Annotated in this window: 20 protein-coding genes; 11 read left to right on the top strand and 9 right to left on the bottom strand. The window is 67.9% G+C overall.

Annotated elements, in window-relative coordinates:
• Window positions 1-28: 28 nt before the first annotated feature.
• Both ACFWO8_RS32600 and ACFWO8_RS32595 read right to left on the bottom strand, forming a co-directional pair.
• Window positions 29-724 (bottom strand): response regulator transcription factor, encoded by a 696-nt coding sequence (locus tag ACFWO8_RS32600; RefSeq protein WP_101464499.1) that lies wholly within the window; start codon window positions 722-724, stop codon window positions 29-31.
• A gap of 17 nt (window positions 725-741) precedes the next feature.
• Complete coding sequence (locus tag ACFWO8_RS32595; RefSeq protein WP_378974208.1) at window positions 742-2,787, bottom strand: AMP-binding protein; 2,046 nt, start codon at window positions 2,785-2,787, stop codon at window positions 742-744.
• A gap of 319 nt (window positions 2,788-3,106) precedes the next feature.
• On the opposite strand from ACFWO8_RS32595, the gene ACFWO8_RS32590 reads away from it, so the two are divergent.
• The 4 genes from ACFWO8_RS32590 to ACFWO8_RS32575 are packed head-to-tail and all read left to right on the top strand — an operon-like array spanning window position 3,107 to window position 8,255.
• On the top strand, window positions 3,107-6,880 hold the full coding sequence (locus tag ACFWO8_RS32590) for an ATP-binding protein (RefSeq protein WP_378974200.1): 3,774 nt from the start codon (window positions 3,107-3,109) through the stop codon (window positions 6,878-6,880).
• Window positions 6,877-7,290, top strand: a complete 414-nt coding sequence (locus ACFWO8_RS32585) for a roadblock/LC7 domain-containing protein (RefSeq protein WP_011207200.1) — start codon at window positions 6,877-6,879, stop codon at window positions 7,288-7,290. The genes ACFWO8_RS32590 and ACFWO8_RS32585 overlap by 4 nt, the downstream gene beginning before the upstream one ends.
• A gap of 7 nt (window positions 7,291-7,297) precedes the next feature.
• Window positions 7,298-7,672: a DUF742 domain-containing protein gene (locus ACFWO8_RS32580; RefSeq protein ID WP_378974192.1), complete on the top strand. Its 375-nt coding sequence runs from the start codon at window positions 7,298-7,300 to the stop codon at window positions 7,670-7,672.
• Window positions 7,653-8,255: an ATP/GTP-binding protein gene (locus ACFWO8_RS32575; protein ID WP_378974187.1), complete on the top strand. Its 603-nt coding sequence runs from the start codon at window positions 7,653-7,655 to the stop codon at window positions 8,253-8,255. Before ACFWO8_RS32580 ends, ACFWO8_RS32575 begins: the two co-directional genes overlap by 20 nt.
• Before the next feature lie 71 nt (window positions 8,256-8,326).
• On the opposite strand, the gene ACFWO8_RS32570 is transcribed toward ACFWO8_RS32575, so the two are convergent.
• Window positions 8,327-8,860 (bottom strand): hypothetical protein, encoded by a 534-nt coding sequence (locus ACFWO8_RS32570; RefSeq protein ID WP_378974184.1) that lies wholly within the window; start codon window positions 8,858-8,860, stop codon window positions 8,327-8,329.
• On the bottom strand, window positions 8,857-9,135 hold the full coding sequence (locus tag ACFWO8_RS32565) for a helix-turn-helix transcriptional regulator (protein ID WP_056818574.1): 279 nt from the start codon (window positions 9,133-9,135) through the stop codon (window positions 8,857-8,859). Before ACFWO8_RS32565 ends, ACFWO8_RS32570 begins: the two co-directional genes overlap by 4 nt.
• Before the next feature lie 106 nt (window positions 9,136-9,241).
• Here ACFWO8_RS32565 and ACFWO8_RS32560 point away from each other — a divergent pair, with 106 nt between their 5' ends.
• Together ACFWO8_RS32560 and ACFWO8_RS32555 are read left to right on the top strand one after the other, a co-directional pair.
• A complete protein-coding gene (locus tag ACFWO8_RS32560; protein ID WP_378974178.1) occupies window positions 9,242-10,792 on the top strand; it encodes a carboxyl transferase domain-containing protein in 1,551 nt (516 codons plus the stop codon).
• A 63-nt stretch (window positions 10,793-10,855) separates the two neighbouring features.
• Window positions 10,856-11,710 carry an aldo/keto reductase gene (locus ACFWO8_RS32555; RefSeq protein ID WP_378974168.1) on the top strand — a complete coding sequence of 285 codons (855 nt, stop codon included), beginning with the start codon at window positions 10,856-10,858 and terminating at the stop codon, window positions 11,708-11,710.
• Here the strand turns inward: ACFWO8_RS32555 and ACFWO8_RS32550 are convergent.
• On the bottom strand, window positions 11,691-12,806 hold the full coding sequence (locus ACFWO8_RS32550; protein WP_378974160.1) for an NAD(P)-binding domain-containing protein: 1,116 nt from the start codon (window positions 12,804-12,806) through the stop codon (window positions 11,691-11,693). The two genes, ACFWO8_RS32555 and ACFWO8_RS32550, sit on opposite strands and share 20 nt — an antisense overlap.
• 150 nt (window positions 12,807-12,956) lie before the next feature.
• Between ACFWO8_RS32550 and ACFWO8_RS32545 the strand changes: the two genes are divergently transcribed.
• From ACFWO8_RS32545 to ACFWO8_RS32525, 5 genes are all read left to right on the top strand, one after another.
• The gene (locus ACFWO8_RS32545; RefSeq protein WP_378974146.1) at window positions 12,957-13,685 is read left to right on the top strand and encodes an enoyl-CoA hydratase; all 729 of its coding nucleotides are present in this window, start codon (window positions 12,957-12,959) and stop codon (window positions 13,683-13,685) included.
• Window positions 13,685-14,818 carry an MBL fold metallo-hydrolase gene (locus ACFWO8_RS32540; RefSeq protein WP_378974138.1) on the top strand — a complete coding sequence of 378 codons (1,134 nt, stop codon included), beginning with the start codon at window positions 13,685-13,687 and terminating at the stop codon, window positions 14,816-14,818. The genes ACFWO8_RS32545 and ACFWO8_RS32540 overlap by 1 nt, the downstream gene beginning before the upstream one ends.
• Window positions 14,819-14,845: 27 nt before the next feature.
• The gene (locus ACFWO8_RS32535; protein ID WP_378974132.1) at window positions 14,846-15,091 is read left to right on the top strand and encodes an antitoxin; all 246 of its coding nucleotides are present in this window, start codon (window positions 14,846-14,848) and stop codon (window positions 15,089-15,091) included.
• Window positions 15,092-15,142: 51 nt separating this feature from the next.
• Window positions 15,143-17,401, top strand: a complete 2,259-nt coding sequence (locus tag ACFWO8_RS32530) for an ATP-dependent DNA ligase (RefSeq protein ID WP_378974127.1) — start codon at window positions 15,143-15,145, stop codon at window positions 17,399-17,401.
• 75 nt (window positions 17,402-17,476) lie between these two features.
• On the top strand, window positions 17,477-17,656 hold the full coding sequence (locus ACFWO8_RS32525; protein WP_378915720.1) for an antitoxin: 180 nt from the start codon (window positions 17,477-17,479) through the stop codon (window positions 17,654-17,656).
• 61 nt (window positions 17,657-17,717) lie between these two features.
• Here the strand turns inward: ACFWO8_RS32525 and ACFWO8_RS32520 are convergent, their stop codons facing one another.
• The 4 genes from ACFWO8_RS32520 to ACFWO8_RS32505 form a co-directional block, all read right to left on the bottom strand.
• A complete protein-coding gene (locus ACFWO8_RS32520) occupies window positions 17,718-18,359 on the bottom strand; it encodes a cysteine hydrolase family protein (protein ID WP_378974120.1) in 642 nt (213 codons plus the stop codon).
• 153 nt (window positions 18,360-18,512) lie between these two features.
• Complete coding sequence (locus ACFWO8_RS32515; protein WP_378974115.1) at window positions 18,513-19,160, bottom strand: ammonium transporter; 648 nt, start codon at window positions 19,158-19,160, stop codon at window positions 18,513-18,515.
• A 227-nt stretch (window positions 19,161-19,387) separates the two neighbouring features.
• Window positions 19,388-20,128 (bottom strand): CbiQ family ECF transporter T component, encoded by a 741-nt coding sequence (locus ACFWO8_RS32510; RefSeq protein WP_378974111.1) that lies wholly within the window; start codon window positions 20,126-20,128, stop codon window positions 19,388-19,390.
• Window positions 20,125-22,185, bottom strand: coding sequence for an ATP-binding cassette domain-containing protein (locus tag ACFWO8_RS32505; protein ID WP_378974276.1), 2,061 nt, complete (start codon window positions 22,183-22,185; stop codon window positions 20,125-20,127). Before ACFWO8_RS32505 ends, ACFWO8_RS32510 begins: the two co-directional genes overlap by 4 nt.
• Between the last annotated feature and the right edge of the window lie 247 nt (window positions 22,186-22,432).

The raw sequence follows: 22,432 nt of genomic DNA, 5'->3' as shown, positions 1-22,432 counted from the left end.
CGACGATGTTTCAGCGAAGGCTCGGAGATCATTTCGATTCCCGGAGTACGAAACCCACCCCGCGAATCGTATGCAGAATCCTTGGCGTGTCATCTATTTCGAGTTTCCTGCGCAGGTATCCGACGAACACATCGACCACATTCGTATCGGCTATGAAATCGTAACCCCAGACCAATTCCAGCAGTCGTTCGCGCGTCAACACCACTCCGGCATTCCGGGCAAGTGTGGACAGCAATTCGAATTCCCTTTTGGTGAGCTCGATTTCGCGTCCGTGCAGCAGCGCGCGATAACCCGCGACATCGACAAGCAGCGGCCCGACGGTGAGCGCGCCGGGTGCCACCGGTTCCGGCGTATCGGTGCGACGGCGCAGCAGGGCCTTGATCCTGGCCACCAGTTCGGCCAGCTCGAACGGCTTCACCAGATAGTCGTCGGCGCCCGACTCGAGTCCCGCGATCCGGTCGTCCACCGAGGCACGGGCGCTGAGTACGCAGATGGGCACGTCATTGCCCATCGCCCGCAGGGCCGTGACGACGCCCGCACCGTCGAGGACCGGCATGTTCATGTCGAGGACCACCGCGTCGGGTGCCTGCTCGGCGACGGCCCGCAGCGCGGCACCACCGTCACGCGCGACGAGTACCCGGAACCCGGACAGTCGCAGGCCCCGTTCGACGGAGGCGAGAACGTCCTCGTCGTCATCGACGACAAGAACGGTAGAGGAAGTCACGTAGTGATCTTAGGTGCTCACGGGGCGGGGGAGACCGGGTCGTTGTCCTGCTCAGGGGTGGCGGCGGTGGTGATGTTGCCGAGCGGTGGGTTGGCCAGGATGCGGTCGGCGAGGGCCGTCAGGACGTGGGGATCCTCGATGGTGGCGGGAGGTTCGACGTGTTCACCGGCGGTGAGCTGGCGGATCGTCTTGCGCAGAATTTTGCCGGAGCGGGTCTTGGGCAGGCCGGTGACGATGATCGAGTCGTGCAGGGTGGCGATCGCGCCGATCTGGGCGCGCACCCGGTCGTCGAGTTCGGCGCGCAGCTGCTGCTGATCGATATCGATACCCTGCTTGAGCACCACATACGCCAGCGGGAGGCTGCCCTTGAGCTCGTCGGGCATGCCGATCACCGCGCATTCGGCGACGGCCTCGTGGCCGGAGATGGCGGCCTCGATGCTGCCCGCCGACAGTCGGTGCCCGGCGATGTTGATCACGTCGTCGCTGCGGCCGAGGACGTAGAGGTAGCCGTCCTCGTCGAAGTAGCCGGAGTCGCCGGTGAGGTAGTGGCCGGGGAAGGCCGACAGGTACGAGCGGATGAAGCGTTCCCGGTCGCGCCACAATCCGGTCAGGCAGCCGGGGGGCAGCGGCAGCCCGATGACGATGTTGCCCTCGGTTCCGGTGGGCACCGCGTTGCCGTTCGCGTCGAGTACGCGCAGCCGATAGCCGGGCACCGGCACACTCGCCGAACCGGACTTCACGGGCAGTTCCTGCAGGCCGAGCGGGTCGGCGCAGATCGGCCAGCCGGTCTCGGTCTGCCACCAGTGGTCGACCACCGGAGTGCCGGGATGGTCGGCGAGCAGGGTGTTCGTCGCCCACTCGAAGGTGGCCGGATCGAGGCGCTCGCCCGCGCAGAACAGCGCGCGCAGCCGGGACAGATCGGAGCGGCGGGCCGCGGTGGCGTCGGGGTCGGCGCGGCGGATCGCGCGCAACGCGGTCGGGGCGGTGAACAGCACCCGCACGTCGTGCTCGTCGATGATCCGCCAGAAGGCGCCCGCGTCGGGGGTGCCGACGGGTTTGCCCTCGTAGAGCACCGTCGTCGCGCCGACCAGCAAGGGCGCGTAGACGATGTAGGAGTGGCCGACGACCCAGCCCACGTCGGAGGCGGCCCAGAACACCTGACCAGGGCCGACATCGTAGATGTTGCGCATCGACCAGGACAGCGCCACCGCGTGTCCGCCGTTGTCGCGCACCACGCCCTTCGGCTTTCCGGTGGTGCCGGAGGTGTAGAGGATGTAGAGCGGATCGGTGGCGGCCACCGAGACCGGATCGGCGGGCGCCACGCCCTCGACGCAGGCATCCCAATCCACCCAGCGGGCGGCGACGGTCTGCTCCGAGGACGGCAGTATGTCGGTGGCGGGCAGGGCGGCGGGGAACTCGATCGTGGTGAACTCGGGGCGCTGCTTGACGACCACCGTGCGCACCGACGCGGTCTCGGCGAGATCGAGCGCGGCCATCACGATCGGCGGGTACTCGACGCGGCGGTTGGGTTCGAGCCCGCCCGAGGCGGTGACGATCAGGACCGGCTCGGCATCGTCGATGCGGGCGGCCAGCTCGGGTGCGGCGAACCCGCCGAACACCACCGAGTGCACCGCGCCGATGCGCGCGCACGCCAGCATCGCGATCACCGCTTCGGGGATCATCGGCAGATAGATCACTACTCGATCACCGGCCACCACACCGAGATCGCGCATGGCCCCGGCGAACTCGGCCACTTTCCCGAGCAATTCGGCGTAGGTGTAAATCGTGGTGGTGTCCGTCATAGCGGAGACATATATGAGGGCCGGTCGATCGGCGTGTCCACCCTGGGCGACAGTGCCCGCCCGGACGTGGCGATCGAGGGCGTTCACACAGGTATTGAGGCGGGCGTCGGGGAACCACCTGGCCGACCGCTTGTCGGCGGCATCGACGATCTGCTGCGGTTCGACATCCCACTCGATGCTCTGAGCTGCGGCGGACCAGAAGTCGGCTGGGTCGACCAGGCTGGTCTGATAGACCGGCCGGTACTCGTGTTCGGTGTCCAACCCCGTGACTCCCTAGCCTCGCTTCGATGCCCGCTCGATAGATCCAGATGATTGTGGCAGACTTCACGCGACACCCGAGGGGGTGCCGCGACCTTTGGTTTTGCCTACAACGGGCTGGTCATGGAGCGGACCTCGACCGGGAGTCAGCCAAGAAGTTATTGATCCGTTAGAATCCGATGTCACTTATTCGGGCAGTCGTAGACGCAATTTCTCGGCCAGCCGTAGTTCTCGGCCAGCAGCCACTGGCGAGCCACCATCGCGCCTGTGGAGGTTCGCCTCAGGCGTACGGTACGAGGCCAGTTTGGAAAGTGAGTGGGAGATGCGTGACGCCGCTAGGTCCGGCAGCAAACGCTGGGCGCTCGGCAACTGGGACCTGCGTTGGAAGGTTACGGCTGTCCTTGCCGTGCCACTCGCGGTCGCGGTCGGGCTCGGCGTGTCGAGAATTACCTCCGAGTTCACGGAGGCCAACCGGCTCTCCAGTATCAACGAGCAGGTAGACACGATCCCGTCCGTCACCGCGCTGAGTGCGAGCTCGGCAAAGGTCACGGGTAGCCAGATGGTGCCCGCCGGCCCGGGGGCCACCCTCGTCACCGACCAGGACCTCGCCGAACTCGACGCCGCGATCGCCTCGGCCGAGGCTTCGCTCGGCCGCTTGGCCGAGTTGCCCGAGGCCCACGACGCGCTCGCGCGGATGGTGAAAACCGCCAAGGGTGTGCGCGCGCAGGGCAAGGCGCTGACGACCTCTACAGGTCCGGCGCTGGCCTCGGTCGAACAGGTGACCAAGGACGGCGTCACGATCGTGGAGACCACCGTCGCCCAGGTGAGTGATCCGGTGATGGACCTTGCCAAGCTGCGCCTGGTCGACTCGCTCAACACGCGTTCGGTGCTCATCGATCAGCTGGCCGGTCTGACCGAGCTCTTGCGTGGCATCGAGTCGGGCGCCCAGAAGTTTGTCAGCGGCCTCGCGACCGAGCAGCACCTGCTCGGCGTGTTCGCCCACCGCTTCCCGGAAGGCGACCAGACGGTCACCGAACTCGGGACACAAGTCGCTGTCCGGCAGGCACTGATCAGCCGTCCCGAGGTGGCGGCGGGAAAGCTGCCCGTCGGTGAGATGCGTACCTCGCTGTACGCCAGCCTCGCCGCCTACGAGGGCATCGTCGATGGGTCGACCGAGACCATCCAGACCGCCATGGACAAGCGAACCAGCGCCGCGGCAGACGGGGCCTGGGCCTATACCGCTGTCGTCATCGCGACGATCCTGGCCGCGCTCCTGCTCGCCGTGTTCGTCGCCCGCTCGATGATCGTGCCGCTGCACCGCCTCCGCCTGGCCGCGCTGCGCGTCGCCGAATCCGATCTGCCGCACGAGGTCGCCCAGCTCCGCAACGGTGCCGCGCCCGAGGACGTGCCGCTGGAGCCGATGCCGGTGCGCTCCGACGAGGAGATCGGCCAGCTGGCCCGCGCCGTCGACGATATCCACGGTCAGGCGCTGCGCCTGGCCAGTGACCAGGCGCAGATGCGTTCACAGGTCAACGACATGTTCGAGACGCTGGCCCGCCGGTCCAAGTCGCTCGTCGACCATCAGCTCACCCTCATCGAGGCGATGGAGTACGACGAGAAGGACCCGCGCCTGCTCGAGAACCTCTTCCGGCTCGACCACCTCGCGGCGCGCATGCGCCGTAACGGTGACAACCTGCTGATCCTCGCCGGTACCAAACAGCGCCGAACCAAGTCCGCCCCGGTCGAGATCGCCGACGTGCTGCGTGCCGCGATCTCCGAGGTCGAGGACTACGAGCGGGTCAAGCTCGGCGCCACGCCGCGCGGCTCGCTGGTCGAACCGGCCGCCTCCGATATGGCGCACCTGTTCGCCGAGCTGCTCGACAACGCGCTGCGGGCCTCCCCGCCGGAGACCGACGTCAAGTTCACCTTCGCCCAGGCACACGACCAGGGTCTGCTGATCGAGGTCGCCGACCGCGGCATCGGTATGCCGCCCGCGGAGATGTCGGAGATCAACCACCGGCTCGAGCAGACCGCCGAGCCCGGTCCCGACACCGCCCGCCACATGGGTCTGTTCGTGGTCGGCCGACTAGCCGAGCGCCACGGTCTCACCGTGCGGCTGCGCGCGACCTTCGACACCGCCCGCGATCCCGGCGTCACCGTCACCGTGCACGTGCCAGTCGGCCTGATCGTCTCGGGTGCGGGCGGCACCGTGATCCCGCCGCAGCAGTTGCAGAAGCAGCAGCCGAGTCCGCAGGCACCGCCGCAGCAGCAGAACCCGCAGCAGCAGCCGAGCACCATGCAGACCCGCGCGATCACCCGCACCCCGGGTGGCAACGTGATGGTCACCGTGGATCCCGGTGTCAGCGGGCCGACCCAGGCGGGTGCCGGTGGTGGGTTGCCGCAGCGTTCGCCGGGTAACTCGATGGCTTCGGGCATGGCCCAGGACGCGACCGAGCAGTCGTCGCCGTCGCTGCGTCCGCCCGCGCCCGGACAGACGAACGTGCCCCAGCGTGGCAAGCTCGCCGCGGCGAATCTGCCCAAGCGCAATCTGGCACCGGGTGGCCCGCAGCGTCCGCCCGCCGGGCCGGGCCAGCTTGGTCCGGTCGAGCAGAAGCCCGCTGGACCGCCGCAGACCGGTGGTGGGTTGCCGCAGCGTCAGCCGGGTGCCAACGGTGCGCCGTCGCGGGATTCCGCGCAGCCGCCGCGTGACACGGCACTGCCTCAGCGCGATTCGGCACAGACGCAGCGGGGGAGCACCCCCGGTGGTCTGCCGCAGCGTTCGCCGGGTGCCAACGGTGCCCCGCAGCGCGATCCTTCGGTCGGCCTGCCGCAGCGTGATCCATCGCAGCGGCCGCCGCAGCGTGAGCAGACCGGTGGTTTGCCGCAGCGTGATCCGTCGACCGGCCTCCCGCAACGTGAGCAGACCGGTGGACTGCCGCAGCCTGATCCGGCAACGGGTCTGCCGCAGCGTGACGCCGCGAACGCGCAACGTGATTCGGCGCCGTCGACCGGGTTGCCGCAGCGTGGCCAGGGAAGTCCCGCGCCGCAGCGTGATTCCGCGCCGGTGCAGCGTGATCCGTCGACCGGACTCCCCCAGCGAGGCAATGCCGCCGGTGGTTTGCCGCAGCGCGATCCCGCGCCGCGTCTGCCGCATCGGGATCAGTCCGGCGGGTTGCCCAGGCTCGATCCGACCGGCGGCCTTCCGCAGCGTGAGCAGACCGGTGGTTTGCCGCAACGCGATCCGGCCACTGGCCTTCCGCAGCGTGAGCAGACCGGTGGCCTGCCGCAACGCGATCCGTCGACCGGCCTCCCACAACGTGAGCAGACCGGTGGTCTCCCGCAGCGTGATCCGGCCAACGGCCTCCCGCAGCGGGCCCAGCCCGCCCGTCCGGCCAACGGCCTGCCGCAGCGCGCAAACCCTGCGCCGCAGCAGAATCCGGCCGACAACGGTCTGCCGCAGCGTGCTCCGGCCGCGGGTCAACCGCAGCGAGACGCGCCCAACGGCCTGCCCCAACGCGCGGCTGCGCCGAATGGGCTGCCACAGCGCGATCCCGGGGCTAGTGTTGTACCGCAGGCGAACGCTGGGCCAGGAGTGGCTCTGCCGCAACGGGATCGGGACCCTGCGGGGCCGGATAACGCTGCGTCGGCAGGGCGTGATCCGGGTCGGCACAGCTACCGGTCCAATCCGGTCAAGGCTGCGTCGTTCTTCCAGACCAGGTTGCAGCCGGCACCGGAAGGTGATTCCGTGATGGGCGGAACACCGATCTTCGCCGAGATGATGTCGTCGTGGCTCACGGACGAGAATTCCGACCGGAACCAGATGGCCGCCGCCTTCGAATCACCCGGTGACGACGGCTGGGAGGCTGCTCGCGCGGCCAGCGAAGCCCAATCCGAGGTACGTACCGCCGCCGGCTTGCCTCAGCGCAGTCCAGGCGGAAGGCTCGTGCCGGGTGGTGTGAGCGGCACCGCCGATCGCACCCCGCAGCAACGCGATCCCGCAACGATCCGGAACAGCCTGAGTCGTCACCAGCAGGGTGTCCGGGATGGCCGCGCAATGAAGGCAATGAACCTAACCGGAGATAAAGGAGACCGATGAACCCCGATCTAGGTGGTACGAACCGTCAGCTGGATTGGCTGGTTTCGAACTTCGCCAACGAGGTTCCTGGCGTAGCCCATGCCGTCCTGGTCTCGGCTGACGGACTGTTGATGGCCGCGAGCGCTCAGCTCCCGGTCGACCGCGCCGAGCAGCTCTCCGCTGTGACCGCCGGACTGGCGAGCCTTTCCGTCGGCGTGTCGAATCTGTTCGAAGGCGGTACGGTACTCCAGTCCGTCGTCGAGATGGAGCATGGATACCTGCTGCTCATGGCAGTCGGCGACGGCTCGTATCTAGCAGTCCTGACCAACACCTCGTGTGACATCGGTCAGGTCGGCTACGAAATGGCACTTCTGGTCGAGCGCGTTGGCCAGACGGTCCAGGCCACGCCTCGCGTCACGATGGGTTCCTGATGGTGGGATGGACATAGACGATCACCGCATGGGGAGCGCCGAGCCGAGCCTCGTCCGCCCGTACTCCTTGACTGCCGGCCGTACCAAGCCGGCGGTCGAGTTGGCGCTGGAGGCACTCGTCGCATCGCATCCGGTCGCCATGGAGCGGCAGTACGAACTGAACAACCTCGAAACGTCCATCGTGGAGTTGTGCAGGCAATCGCCGTCCGTTGCCGAGATAGCTGCCCAGCTGTACATCCCGATCGGGGTGGCCCGGGTACTCGTAGCCGATCTGATCGAGGCCGGTCACGTCCGGGTTTCGGCAACTTTGAAAGACGATTCCAGCGACGATGAACGTCGCGAGCTGATCGAAAGGGTTCTCAGTGGACTCCGGCGTATTTGATTCGACTGCGCAGGTCGACACCCGCACGGCCAAGCCGACTTCGGCGAAGATCGTGGTCGCTGGTGGCTTCGGTGTGGGTAAGACCACGATGGTCGGCGCGGTGTCGGAGATCGTTCCGCTGCGCACCGAGGCGTTGGTCACCAACGCCAGTACCGGAATCGACAACCTGACCGGTATTCCGCAGAAGTCGACCACCACGGTGGCGATGGACTTCGGCCGCATCAGCCTCGCCGACGACCTGGTCCTGTACTTGTTCGGTACGCCGGGCCAGTACCGGTTCTGGTTCATGTGGGACGACCTGATCAAGGGCGCCATCGGCGCCGTGGTGCTGGTCGACACCCGCAGGCTCGAAGACAGCTTCGCCGCTGTCGACTACTTCGAGGCCCGCGGGCTGCCGTTCCTGGTGGCGCTCAACGAGTTCGACGACGCGCCGAAGTACCCGCTCGAGGACATCCGCCAGGCCCTGGCGGTTCCCGCCGACGTGCCGATCATGTCGATCGACGCCCGTCGCCGGGAACCGGCCAAACAGGCCCTGGTCGCCTTGACCGAGTACGCACTGCGCAAGGTCATGCAGGGTTACTGAGCTGTTTCGCACGACGGACGGGGCTGCCGCGATGAAGGCCGCAGCTCCGCCCTCGTTCGGGCCGTGCTCGTTCAGGACTCGGGTTCGGGATCGGGCCTGGTCCAGCCCAGGATCATCGCCGGTGCGCAGCCACCGGCCAAGATCGTGGCCAGCATCATCAGTCCGCCCGCGTAGGCGATGCGATAGGCATCGGCTTGCGGTGAGAACGCGCTGCCGAAGATCAGGTACGCCAGCGGCGGCATGGTCAGCGACTGAGTGAGCGCGAGCCCCGCCGAGCGCGCCTTGTTGCGTTCGGTGATCTCCAGTTCGTCGAGCATCTGGTCGGGTGCGTGATCCTGGCCGCCCGAGACGATCCGCAGCATCGTCCAGCTCGGCAGGAACAACAGCGCCGAGACGAGCGCTACCCCCGGCGCCCCGAACAGGTCCAACGCGCGCATCACTCCGGCGAGCGCGATCCCGAGCAGTGCGATCGTCACGACGACCACGAGAATTCGCCGCCGCCGAAGCGGTCGCCAGCTTTGCAGCATCCCCGCTGTCCGCTGCTCCTGCACGAGCCAGCGCCGGACTCGATAGTTCTGATAACGGTCGATGAGTGTGCTGGTCATGGCATCTCGCCTTTCGTGCGTGGGTAGAGCTCGGCCGACAACGGCCCGAATTCCTTGCGGGAGAACACGACTTCGACCGGCAGCGCGAACACATCGCAGATGCGCATCGCCAGATCGAGGCTCGGATAGTGATCGCCGCGCTCGAGCGCGCCGATCGTCTGGACGTTGACATTGACGGCCTCGGCAAGCGCCGCCCGGCTCATCCGATGCTCCGCGCGCAACACAGCGATGCGATTGAAGATCGGCAGGGTTTCCCCTCGTCTGACTGGACTCACCTAACAGAGTGTTGTAAAAACACAACATAAAGTCAAGGTGTTCCAACATGTCGCCGTGATTCTGTGATCCGCCCGAACCGCGTCCGGCTACGCTCACGGCGTGCATATGTCGGCGGATGATTTGCTCGGCCAGTTGCTCGATGCGGGCTCTTTCGTGAGCTGGGATCGGGCGCCGATCGAGCCCGAGATATCGCCGCGCTATCGGCGCGAGCTCGTCGCCGCGGCCGATCGGGCTGGTACCGATGAGGCGGTGTTGACAGGGGAGGGGTTGTTGCGGGGGCGCCGTGTTGCGGTGATCGCCTGTGAGTTCGCGTTTCTGGCCGGGTCGATCGGGGTGGCCGCGGCCGAGCGGATCGTGCGCGCGATCGAGCGTGCTACCGAACTCGGGCTGCCGTTGATCGCCTCGCCGACCTCCGGTGGCACTCGGATGCAGGAGGGGACAGTCGCTTTCGTGCAGATGGTGAAGATCGCGGGCGCGGTGGCTGTGCACAAGGCCGCGGGGCATCCGTACCTGGTGTATCTGCGCGATCCGACGATGGGCGGGGTGTTCGCGTCGTGGGGGTCGTTGGGGCACATCACTTTTGCCGCGCCGGGCGCACTCATCGGGTTCCTCGGGCCGCGGGTGTACGAGGCCTTGTACGGCAGGCCTTTTCCGCCCGGTGTGCAGACCGCGGAGAACCTCTATCGCAACGGCGTGATCGATGGAGTGGTGACGGTGGAGGTGTTTCGCCGGATCGCGCACCGGGCGATGAGTGTCGCCAGCGGCGCCGTGGTTCCGGTGACGACCGAGCCGGGTTGGGCTGCGCCGGTGCGCAGTCCGGCGACATCAGCGAATCCGACGGCGAGCGCGTGGGATTCGGTGCTCAGCTCGCGCAGGCCGGCCAGGCCGGGGATACGGGACCTGCTTCGCCATACGACGCAACGGGTTCCGCTCAGCGGTACCGGTCGGGGTGAGTCCGATCGAACTGTACTGCTCGCCCTCGCCCGCTTCGCCGGTCAGCCGTGCGTCGTCTTCGGACACGACCGATCCGGTCAGGAGGGCGAGCACACCATGGGCCCGGCCGCATTGCGCGAGGCGCGGCGGGCGATGGTTCTGGCGCGCGAACTGCGGTTGCCGCTGGTGCTCGTGATCGACACCGTCGGTGCCGCCCTGTCCAAGGAGGCCGAGGAACGCGGCCTCGCCCCCGAAATCGCCCGCTGCCTGGCCGATCTCGTCACCCTCGACACGCCGACCGTCTCCGTGTTGCTCGGCCAGGGCACCGGCGGCGGCGCGCTCGCGCTGTTGCCCGCCGACCGGGTGCTCGCCGCCAGACACGGCTGGCTCGCCCCGCTGCCGCCGGAAGGGGCGAGTGCCATCGTGTTCCGCGATACCGCGCACGCTCCGGAAATGGCTGCGGCACAGGGCATCAGATCGGCGGACCTGCTCGAAGACGGTGTGGTGGACCGAATCGTCGAGGAGTACCCCGACGCCGCCGACGAACCGGTCGCCTTCGCCCGTCGCACTGTTCTCGCGATCGCCGCCGAACTGGCCGCGCTGCGCACCTGCGAGCCCGCCGAACTGCGATCGCTGCGACAGACCCGATACCGGCGAATCGGACTTGCCGGAGGCGGGGTACTGAGCCACCGGCAATCCCCTGACCAGCGCCCCGCTTTGTGACAGGGGGAAACACGCGACGCGCCGTCGTTGACGCCACGCCGAACCACTTCTACCTTCGAGAGGGTGACCTTCCGCAGCGAAAGCAGCCATGTCCCCAGCATCGTGCTCAATGACGGGAACGTGATCCCACAGCTCGGCTTCGGTGTGTTCCAGGTGCCCGCGGAAGACGTCACCGGGGTGGTGGCCGAGGCGTTGAAGGTCGGCTACCGCAGTATCGACACGGCCGCGGTCTACGGAAACGAGGAAGGCGTAGGCCGCGCCATCGGTGAATCGGGGATTCCCCGCGACGAACTCTTCATCACGACCAAGCTATGGAACGCCGACCAGGGCTACGACAGCACCCTGCGCGCCTTCGATGCCAGCATGCAGCGCTTGGGCCTGGACTATCTCGACCTCTATCTGATCCACTGGCCCGTACCGTCGGCAGGCCGCTTCGTCGACACGTTCCGCGCCTTCCAGGCGCTGAAGTCGCAGGGCCGGATCGGTTCGATCGGAGTCTCCAACTTCCGGGTGATCGACCTGGAGACCCTGATCGCCGAGGCGGGCGAGATCCCCACGGTGAACCAGATCGAATTGCATCCCACACTTTCCCAGCGTGACCTGCGCCAATACGATGCCAATCACGCGATCGCCACCGAGGCGTGGAGCCCGCTCGGGCAGGGCACTCTGCTCGACAACCCGACGATCGTCGGCATCGCCTCCGAACTCGACCGCACGCCCGCGCAGGTCATCATCCGGTGGCACCTGCAGCTGGGCAATATCGTCATCCCGAAGTCGGTCACGCCGTCGCGGATCGCGGAGAACTTCGACGTGTTCACCTTCGAACTCGATGCCGCCGCGATGGAGTCGATCGGCGGCCTCGACGCGGGCAAAAGGGTCGGCGCCGATCCGTCGACGTTCAGCGTCGGCCTGGTCTGATCCCGAGGTAGTCGGTCAGTTCGCGGGCCGCGGCCCGGCCTGCCCGGTTGGCGCCGATCGTGCTGGCCGACGGCCCGTAGCCGATGAGATGAATGCGCGGGTCGACGGCCACCTGGGTCGCCAACCGCCCGGTCATGGTGATCCCGCCGCCGGGTCCGCGCAGCCGCAGCGGCGCCAAATGATCCAGTGAGCTGCGGAAACCGGTCGCCCACAGGATGATGTCGGCTGCCTGGAAACTGCCGTCTGCCCACCGCACGCCGGTGGGCTCGATCCGCTCGAACATCGGCAGCCGCCGCAGCACGCCCCGCTCACGCGCGGCCCGCAGCCGTTCGTCGAGCGGCAGTCCCGTCACCGACACGACCGATCCCGGTGGCAACCCCGCGCGCACGCGGTCCTCCACCAGGGCCACCGCGTCGCGCCCGTCCTGCTCGGCGAACGGCGTCTCCCGCCACCGCGGCTCGGATCTGGTGACCCATGTGGTGGAGGTCACGAGCGAAATTTCGTCGAGCAACTGCACCGCCGAGATCCCTCCACCGACGATGACCACATGTTTGCCCGCGAACTCGTCGGCCGAGTGGTAGTCGCGAGTGTGCAGTTGGCGTCCGGCGAAGGTGTCGGCGCCCGGATAGCGAGGGATGAACGGGTGCTCCCAGGTGCCGGTGCCGTTGATCAGACCCCGCGTGCGCACGGTGCCCGCACCTTCGGTTTCCACCTGGAGTACCTCGCCACGGCCCGCGCAGCTCTGGCCGTCGGCGGTCCGATCACAGACCACTTTCACCGTCACCTGCCGTTGAACACGCAGGTCGAAGCGCTTTTCGTAGAGCTCGTAGTAGTGCGGCACCGCGGTGGCCGCGCGCGCCGACTCGGACCCGGCGGGCAGTGTGTCGGCGAAGGACATCCCCGGCAGGTCGTGCACTCGGTTCACCGTCGTCAGGGTCAGCGAAGGCCACCGGAACTGCCAGGCGCCACCGGGACCGGGTGCGTGGTCGACAATGCGGAAATCGCGTTCGGGCACCAGCCCGAGCTTGCGCAGGTGGTACCCGGCGGAGAGCCCTGCCTGACCCGCACCGATCACCAGGATGTCGAAATCGGTCATCCCGGAGGCCTGTGCTGCGCGGTGAAACGGTGCATCTGGGGCAGAATAGTCGGAAACCATGGGCGTCGACGCTATCGCCTACCTGGTGTTGTCGGCGGCCTGTGGCACAGTGTGAACATCCACGAAATCCGCTGAATCTGGGGAGGATGCATGCTCGGCGTGACCCGCGATGGTGACGTGATCACCATCGAATTACAGCGCGAAGAACGGCGCAACGCGCTCAACGAGGACCTGGTCGGGCAGTTGCGCGCCGCGGTACTCGACGCGGTCGCCAAGGGCGCGCGCGCCATCGTGCTCACCGGCCGCGGGCCGATCTTCAGCGCGGGCGCCGATCTGTCGGGGGTCTACTCCGAGTCGTTCCTGAGCAGTCTGCTCGACATGCTGCACACCATCGAATCCGTTCCGGTTCCGGTGATCTCGGCGATCAACGGCGGCGCGCTCGGTGCGGGCGTGCAACTGGCGCTGGCCTCGGACCTGCGGGTGATCGAGCCCGACGCCTACATCGCGGTACCCGCGGCCAAGCTCGGCATCTCGGTCGATCGCTGGACGGTGGCACGGCTGGCCGCCCTGATCGGTGGCGGCCCCGCCCGCACGATCCTGCTCGGCGCCGAATCCGTCTCCGCCGCAGACGCTTACGCTTACGGCTTCGCGAACAAGCTCGGCACCCTCGCCGACGCCAAGGACTGGGCCAAGTCCATCGCGGCACTCGCGCCGCTGTCGCTGCAAGCCATGAAACTGATGCTCAACGACGACGGCACCGGCGACCCGGCCAGCGCGCAGCAGCAGGCCGCGCTGGCAGCCGCGTGGAGCAGCGACGACGCCAAAGAGGGCCGCCTGGCCCGGCAAGAGAAGCGTCCGGCGAAGTTCGTGGGCCGCTGATGCGGATCACACGCTTGGCGGGTTCGGTGGCGAGCACCTTCGGTCTCGCCTGGATGGCACGCGCGGTGTGGGGCCTGCCCACCTCGATCGGCGCGGGCCCGTCGGCGATCGCGCCGACCGCGATCGGCAAGTCCTCCTACCGCGACGGCCGTTTCCACAACACCGAGCCGAGCTCCATGCTCGCCGCCGGTGCCGCACCGTCGCTGATCTGGTCGGGACTCACCAAGGGCCGGGTCGGCCGCCCCGCGAACCCGGTCCCGCTGGTCACCCCCGCCGCTCCCGAGCAGGCCGCCGAACTCGCGGTCACCTGGTACGGGCACGCGAGCGCGCTGGTCGAACTCGACGGCTACCGCGTGCTGGCCGACCCGGTGTGGAGCGAACGGGTCTCCCCGTCCCCGGTGGTCGGTCCCGCCCGGCTGCATCCGGTCCCCGGCGAGCTGTCGCAGCTGCCGACCGTCGACGCGGTGATCATCTCCCACGATCACTACGACCACCTCGACAAAGCCACCGTCGATGAGCTCGTCCGCACCCAGCTCGCGCCGTTCGTGGTGCCCACCGGCATCGGCGCGCACCTGCGGCAGTGGGGTGTGCCCGAATACCGGATCATCGAACTCGACTGGGGTGGCTCGGTCTCGCTCGGCCGTGACGCCGACGACCGCGGTCTCACCATCACCTGCGCCGAGGCCAGGCACTTCTCCGGCCGCGGCTTGGTCCGCAACACCACGCTGTGGGCGTCGTGGGCGCTGTCGGGGCCGACCAAGCGGGTCTACTTCGGCGGCGACACCGGCTACACGAAGGCGTTCGCCCAGGCAGGCGCGGTGCTCGGCCCCTTCGACCTCACGCTGCTGCCCATCGGCGCCTACGACGAGCGCTGGACCGATGTGCACATGAACCCCGAAGAGGCGGTGCGCGCGCACGCCGACCTGTGCCTGGGCGACGCCGCCTACGGCCTGCTGGTCCCGATCCACTGGGCCACCTTCAATCTGGCCTTCCACGGCTGGTCCGAACCCGTCCGGCGCCTGGTGTCGGCCGCCGCCGACGCGGGTACTCCGGTCGTAGTGCCCAAGCCGGGGCAGCGGGTGGTTCCGAATGACCTCCCACCACGGGATTCGTGGTGGGAAGATGTGGAATGACCCTCCTCTCGAAAGGAATATCGGCAGATGAGTCTCGTGGATACCTTGAAGGGCTTGCTCGGTAAGGGCAAGGAAACGGTCGAACAGAACGCCGACAAGATCAATGAGGCGGTCGACAAGGCCGGTACCTTCATCGATGACAAAACCAAGGGCAAGTACAGCGACAAGATCGAGAAGGGCAAGGAAGCGGCCAAGAAGGTCGTGCCTCCGCAGGCAGGCCCCGGCTCTGCCGCCGGCGGCGCCGCTCCGACCGATCCTGGACCCAAGGCCTGATTCCGGTGCGCGGGGACCGGTAGTCGGTCCCCGCCGCTGGCGATCGCGTCGATGGTCCGCCGGGAATTTCGGGGCGCACCGGGTGAACCGGACATCGAGGTTGAGCTCAGCAACCTCGACAAGGTCCTGTACCCGGCGACCGGTACGACGAAAGGCGAGGTGATCGCCTACTATTCGGCGATCACCGAGGCCGCGCTGCCCCATCTCGTCGGACGCCCGGTTACCAGGAAACGGTGGCCCAATGGCGTCGACCACGCCGATTTCTTCGAGAAGAACCTCCCCGAGCACGCGCCCGCGTGGATCCACCGCGCCGCGATCGAGCATTCCAGCCGCCGGGTGGCGTACCCACTGATCGATTCCGAGGCCGGGATGGCCTGGCTGGCGCAGCAGGCGGCGCTGGAAATCCATGTGCCGCAATGGCGTTTCGACGCGGGCGATCGCGGCCCGGCCACCAGGATCGTGTTCGATCTCGACCCCGGCGCCGGTGCCGGGCTGGCCGAATGCGCGCGGGTCGCGCTGGCCGTGCGTGCGATGGTCGCCGATATCGGCATGCAGGCGTTCCCGGTGACCAGCGGTAGCAAGGGCATTCACGTTTATGTGCCGCTGGATCGGCCGCTGAGTTCGCGTGGCGCGTCCACCGTCGCCAAACAGGTGGCCGCCAATCTCGAAGCGCTGCACGCGGATCTGGTGACGGCGACCATGGCCAAGGCGGCCCGCACGGGCAAGGTGTTCCTGGACTGGAGCCAGAACAACGCCGCCAAGACCACTATTGCCCCCTACTCGCTGCGCGGTCGCACCGAACCCAATGCCGCCGCTCCGCGCGACTGGGCCGAGATCGAAGACGCTGATGCGTTGCGCCAGTTACGTTTCGACGAGGTGCTCGCTCGTTGGAAAGCCGACGGCGACCTGCTGGCCGACCTCGATCCGGCACTGCCCGCCCGCCCCGACTCTCTCGCCAAGTACCGCAGCATGCGCGACCCGCAGCGCACGCCCGAGCCGGTCCCCGAGGCCGCGCCGGAACCGGGGCCCGGCAATCGCTTCGTCATCCAGGAGCATCACGCCCGCCGACTGCACTGGGATGTGCGTCTCGAGCACGACGGTGTCCTCGCCTCCTGGGCGGTGCCGAAGGGCCCGCCGACCGAGCCGAAACACAACCGCCTCGCCGTGCGCACCGAGGATCACCCCCTCGAGTACCTGCACTTCCACGGCTCCATTCCCAAGGGCGAGTACGGCGCTGGGGAGATGACGATCTGGGATTCGGGTACCTATGTCACCGAGAAGTGGCGCTCCGACGAGGTGATCGTCGAACTCGACGGACAGCGGGTGTCGGGCCGCTACGCGTTCATCCAGACCAAGGGCGACCAGTGGCTGATGCACCTGATGCGTGACCGATCCCATCGAGAACCTGTGGCCGACAGCAGTTTTCCACGCGGGTTGTCGCCGATGCTGGCGACCGCGGGCGATGTCGAATCGCTGACCCCCGCGAACTGGTCCTTCGAAACCAAGTGGGACGGGTTCCGGGTGATCGTCGAGATCGACGACGGCACGGTGACTGTCCGCAGCCGCGCGGGCAATACGGTGACCGCTCGGTATCCGCGCCTGGCCGTGCTCGGCGAGGAACTGGCCGGGCATCAGGTGGTCCTGGATGGCGAAGCGGTGGTGCTCGATGATGCCGGACTCTCGGATATCTCGGCGCTGCAAGCGGATTCGGCCCGCGCGGTATTCGTCGCCTTCGATGTGCTCTACCTCGACGGTACCTCCCTGCTGCGCAAGAAGTACACCGACCGCCGCGCGGTACTCGAGGCCCTCGGCAGGCTGTCGCCGTCGATGAATGTCAGTGCGCTGCTGGATGGTTCGGGTGCCGAGGCGATGAAGGTCAGTCGCGAGGAGGGGCAGGAAGGGGTCGTGGCCAAGCGGCTGGATTCGGTGTATCAGCCGGGCAAGCGCAGCCAGACCTGGCTCAAGCAGCGCAACTGGCGCTCACGCGAGGTGGTGGTCGGCGGGTGGCGGCGTAGCGACAAACGCCCGTTCAAGTCGCTGCTGCTCGGTATGCCGCACGAGGACGGCCTCATCTACGTGGGCCGGGTTGGCACCGGATTCGGTGACGAGCAGTCGCGCCGGATCGCCGCCGAGCTGGCCGGGTTGCGACGCGAGACCTCACCGTTCACCAACGAGATGACCGCCGACGAACGTCACGACGCGCACTGGGTCACCCCCGAGCTCACCGGCATTGTCCGCTTCCAGGCGTGGACCGACACCGGACGGCTCTGGCACCCGGTGTGGGACGGTGTGACGAGTTCACCACGATGATGCTCACCCGCGAAAGCTGTGATGTTGCTACGGTTATCGCGTTGTACCCGGTGTCGAATCAACGAGGAGTACGCGGTGGATTTCAAGAACCTGGCAGGCAAGGCGATGGACATGGCCGCCCAGCATGCGGACAAGGTCGACAGTGTCATCGACAAGGCCGGTGACGTGGTCGACGAGAAGACCGGTGGCAAGTTCAGTGGCCAGGTCGACTCCGCCCAGGACGCGGCCAAGAACGCCCTGCGCGAGAAGGCCTGATCGTCTCGGCGGGCCGATCACCACCGGCCCGCCGAATCGGCGCTGACTATTTGCCGCGCTGTCAGTTCCCGGCCATCAGGCCGGAGATCGTGTCGACATCGGTGACCAGCGCATTGCCCTGGAACGCGAAGTCGTCGTAGGCCCGCGCCATCGCTTCCTTGTCGCGACCACCGCAGGCGTCACCGATCACCACGGGCACGAAACCCAGATCGGTGGAGTGGGTGACAGTCGGCGCGATTCCGATCTCGAGCGCGACACCGGCAATGGCGTAGGAGCCGATCCGCAGGTCACGCAGCAGGGTGGCCAAGGGTGTGCCCTCGAACGCCGACATCGATATCTTGTCGAAGACCAGCTCGTCCTCGCGCGGCACCAGCTCCGGCACCAGCTCGAACGCGGGCGTATCGCGTTGCAGAATAAAGGCGACGTCGTCGACGGATTCGGCGTTCTGCCAGCCCATCAGCAGCCGCATCCCGTACACACCGGTCAGTCGCCGCGGCGGGAAGAAGTGCCGGAGGAAGATCACCGGATAGCCGCCGCGCCGGGCCGCTTCGACCACCCGCACGACGCGTTCGGTGATCTCCTGCCCGTCGGGCAGCTGTCCCAGAACACCGACCTGCATGTCGTAGACGATCAGCGCCATCCGGTCGGGCGCGCACAGATCGCCGAGGGTTTCGGGAATGTCGAGTCCGTTTCCTTGTCGCACCGACGCCAGTATCGTCGACCTTCGCGAGTCTGTCGAGACCCGCAGGCCCTGTCGCGAGCGACCAGGTGACCGGAATGCCCGGCCCCGGAAACCGAGTCGCCCCGACGTCGGTGTCGACGTCGGGGCGATTGGCTGATCAGTATGTGGTGCAGGCTATTTCGCAGCCCACTGGGTGGTGCCGGGCGGGGCGGTCCAGGTGTTGATCAGGTCCATGCCGGCGACGATCAGCGTGGGTCCGCCGACAATGAGGCTGCCGATGATCCCGCCGACGGAGGCGCCGGTGATGAGGCCGGGAAGCGCGCCGACGCCGCCGGCCGCCGCGCCGATCACCAAGCCGATCACGGCACCGATGGCCATGCCGACGAAGCTACCGACGGCGGTGGCGAGGCCGAAGGTGGAGGCGAAGTTCGCCTGCGCCGCGTAGTTTTCCGCGGGCGAGGCGACCGGAGTCAGGTTGGGCTTGGCCGTAGCGACGTCCTTGACCGCGGTCAGCTCGAGTACCCGGCTGTCCTCGCTCACCTTGTGCGGCAGCGGGTATTCGAAACTGCCGTCGCGGACCGAGAGAGGCAGCGACATCAGGGTCGCGCCTGCCTCGTCACGGATGTCGACCGCACCGCCGGTGATTGCGAAGGTGCCGTGGGTGAGAGTGGTGATGACGGTGTTACCGACCAGTTCGGTGCGGTACTCGACGTTCGGCGTCACCGGGTCGGCCCCGGCTACTCCGGTTCCCACCAGCGCTACCGCGAGCACCGGAATGGCAGCCGCGGCGATTTTGCGGATGATCATATGAACATTTCCCATCTGGACTTCATCAGGTGTGAGTGCTCGAACAGGCGCCGTGGTGTGACTTCCCCCGAGAAAGTTCGTGACCGGCGCGTGAAGCTGCCTAGCTCGATTTCCGTGACGAACCATATCGCGCAATAGGGTTTCGGGACAGTGAATTCGGGGTATTGCTCACAACCACAGAATACTGATAGTGCGCGCGGTGGCCGGCGCGCCGATGACCAGCGAGATCGAGCGCTCCTGGTTCAGCCGATGACGTTGCTCAACACCACGGCACCCGCGCAGACCACGGCGACGACACCCAGCGCGATCGCGTCCCGGCGATGCGGTGCGCTCGGCAGGGCGGTCAGCATCCCCGTGCCGCCACGAGCGGTGATCGCCTCGCCGAGTTCACCCGCGCGCCGCGACGACACCGCCATGCACGCGGTGAGGATGTCGATGAGCGGGTTGTCGGCGGCGCGGTGCAGCAGGTTGTCCTTGGGGCGCAGTTTGCGTGCGGCGCGCAGTACCCGGATCTCGTCGAGCAGCAGCGGCAATCCGCGCAGTGTCAGGGCCACCACCACGGCCCACTCGTCGACCGGCAGTCGCAATGTGCGCAGCGGCGCGCCGAGTTTCGCCAGGGCGGGAGCGATCTCGCCCATCGGGGTGGTGAAGGCGATCAGGAACGAGGCGGCCACCAGGACCAGCCCGAACACGAAGATCTGGGTGTAGCCGAGCACGGCCTTCATCCCGATCGGCGCGTTGATCAGACCGCCGAGCACCACAAGTCCCCAGAACCACCACGGCAGCCGGGGGATCGCGCCGAGCGGCAGCCGCGCGAGCACCCAGATCAGCACCAGGAAAGCCGTGATCACGCCGAGTACCGGCCAGGACGGCAGGAACATCAGCAGCAGGCTGATTCCGAACGCGGCGATCATCTTCGTGCCTGCCCACAGGCGATGCACGACGCTGTCGACCGGTACTTCACGCAGCAGCACTGTGCTCATGGGGTTGTGCCTTTCGGTGCGCTGGTGTGTGCGGTCGCGCCTTCGTCACCGCGGCGGCCCAATGGCAGGCCTGCCACGAAGGCCGACTTCTCGAGTGCGCGTTCGGTTCTCGGGATCGCGTGGCCGTCCGCCGAGACCGCCACGCCGCCGTCCAGGTGCACCGTGCGGTCGCAGACCATGGACATCTCGGCGACATCGTGGGAGATGATGATCAACGTCAACCCCGAATCCCGGAGCCGGGCAAGCAGTTCCACGATCTCGGCGCGGCCCTGCGGATCCAGGCCGGCCAGTGGTTCGTCCAGGACGACCACCTGCGGGCGGCTCGCCACCATGGCGGCGAGGACCACCCGTTTGGCCTGCCCGCCGCTGAGTTCCTCGATCGAGCGAGCGGCGAGGCGGCGATCCAGGCCCACCGCGTCCAGGGCCTGCCCGACCGCGCCGGAACCGGTCGCCCGCCCGCCCCAGTCGGCGATCTCGGCGCCGACGGTCTGCTTCTGTAATTGCAGCCGGGAGTGCTGGAAGGCCAGCGCGACGCCGCCGACCTGCTTGTCGACCGCAGTGCCGCGCAGTTCGCAGCGTCCCGAGCTCGGCGCGATCAGCCCCGCGATGATCCAGGCCAGTGTCGACTTGCCCGACCCGTTGCCGCCGACGATCAGCAGCGCCTCGCCCTTGTGGACCGACAGGTCGACACCGTGCAGGGCAGGTGCCTCCCACGGCGTGCCGTGGTTGTAGGTGTGGCGCACGTCGGTGAGTTCGAGGACGGGGGCGCCCATCGGCCTGCGGCGCTGGTCATGGGCGGGGTGGGGCCAGCTCGCGAGGTGGTCGACCATGCGGCCGCGGTCGAGGTGGATCACCCGGTCGGCGGCGGTCGCGTCGGCTTCGTGGTGGGTTACCAGGACCACGGCGGTGCCGTGGCGGCGCGGGAGTTCGGCCAGCAGGGCGACGAGTTCGCGGCGGCCGTCGGGGTCGATCATCGAGGTGGCTTCGTCGGCGATGAGCAGGGCGGGGCGGCGGGCGAGCGCGGCGGCCACGGCGAGGCGCTGCTGCTGGCCGCCGGAGAGGGTGGCGGTTTCGCGGGCGCCCATGTCGGCGAGGCCGACCTCGGCGAGTAGCGCGTCGACGTCGACCTCGGCGGCCGACGCCGCCGACAGACCCCACACGACATCGTCGGCGACCGAGACGCCGAGGGTTTGGCTCTCCGGACGTTGCAGGACCAGCGCGGTCCCACCGATCGCGCCCAACCCCGCCGAACCAGGACGGTCCACCGCACCCGTTGTCGGCGGTCTGCCCGCCAGGACTCGGGTCAAGGTCGACTTGCCGGATCCGTTGTGACCGACGACGGCGACGAACTCGCCCGGACGGATGGTGAGATCGATGTCGGCCAGCGCGTCGACATTGGTGCCCTCGTACCGATAGCCGACCCCGTGCAGGGCAACCGGCAGCGGTCCGACCGGCCGATCATCGGCCGGCGCGTCGAGCCGATCACTGCCCGGCAGCCAGGCGAGCCGATCGAGCACCGCCCCGAGGACGAACCAGGAGATCACCGTGCTCACCAGCACGCCGAGCGCCACCGTGGCGCCGATGTAGATCCACCACCAGCGCAGCACCACCTCGACGGTCTCGGCGGCGGTCCGGCCGAGCGGCTCCAGCGCGGGCACCCGGCCTGCCAGATTCTCGATGCCCTTCGCGGTATTCCGGAACGCGTCGAAGAACAGGTTTCTGGTTCGCGAGAAGACCAGCAGACTGCCGACGGAGAACAGTCCCCAACCCACGCCTGCGACGATTCCGAGCGCGAACACCGCGGGGAATCCGCCACCCCGGCGCTTCACCGTCCCGATGATTCCCGCCATGGTGGCCGCGCCCATGACGCCGAGCGCGGGCATCACGCCCGCGGCCACGAAGGTGACCAGCGTTGCCGCGATAGTCGCGGTGACCAGCGCTCGCAATCGATACCGCTGGGCGAGCAGGCCCAATGGCACTGCCGCGACGAGTTGTAAGGCGGCGGCCATGGGAACCAGGGAGCCGACGGTGATGAGGCCGACGGTGAGCCCGGCCATCACCGCGCCGCTCGCCAGTTCGATCGGGCGCAGGGGACCGCTGGGCAGACCCACGGGCTTGTCTCTCACGTGTCCAGTCTGCCAGGGGGTTGTGTCTGGGCGTGTGGGGCTGATGTGGAGGTTGTGTGGGTTTGCTGGGATTTTGTTGTGCGGTGTTTATTGGCGCGCTGGCGCGCGCGTGTCCGCGGCCCCAAGGGGCCGCCGGTTAGCGCTCGAGACTAGAGCCTTCGGCTCAGCGCTTTCGAGC

The organism is Nocardia sp. NPDC058480 (assembly GCF_042720495.1).
Lineage (GTDB): Bacteria > Actinomycetota > Actinomycetes > Mycobacteriales > Mycobacteriaceae > Nocardia.
This window is presented reverse-complemented; position numbering and strand designations above follow the sequence as displayed.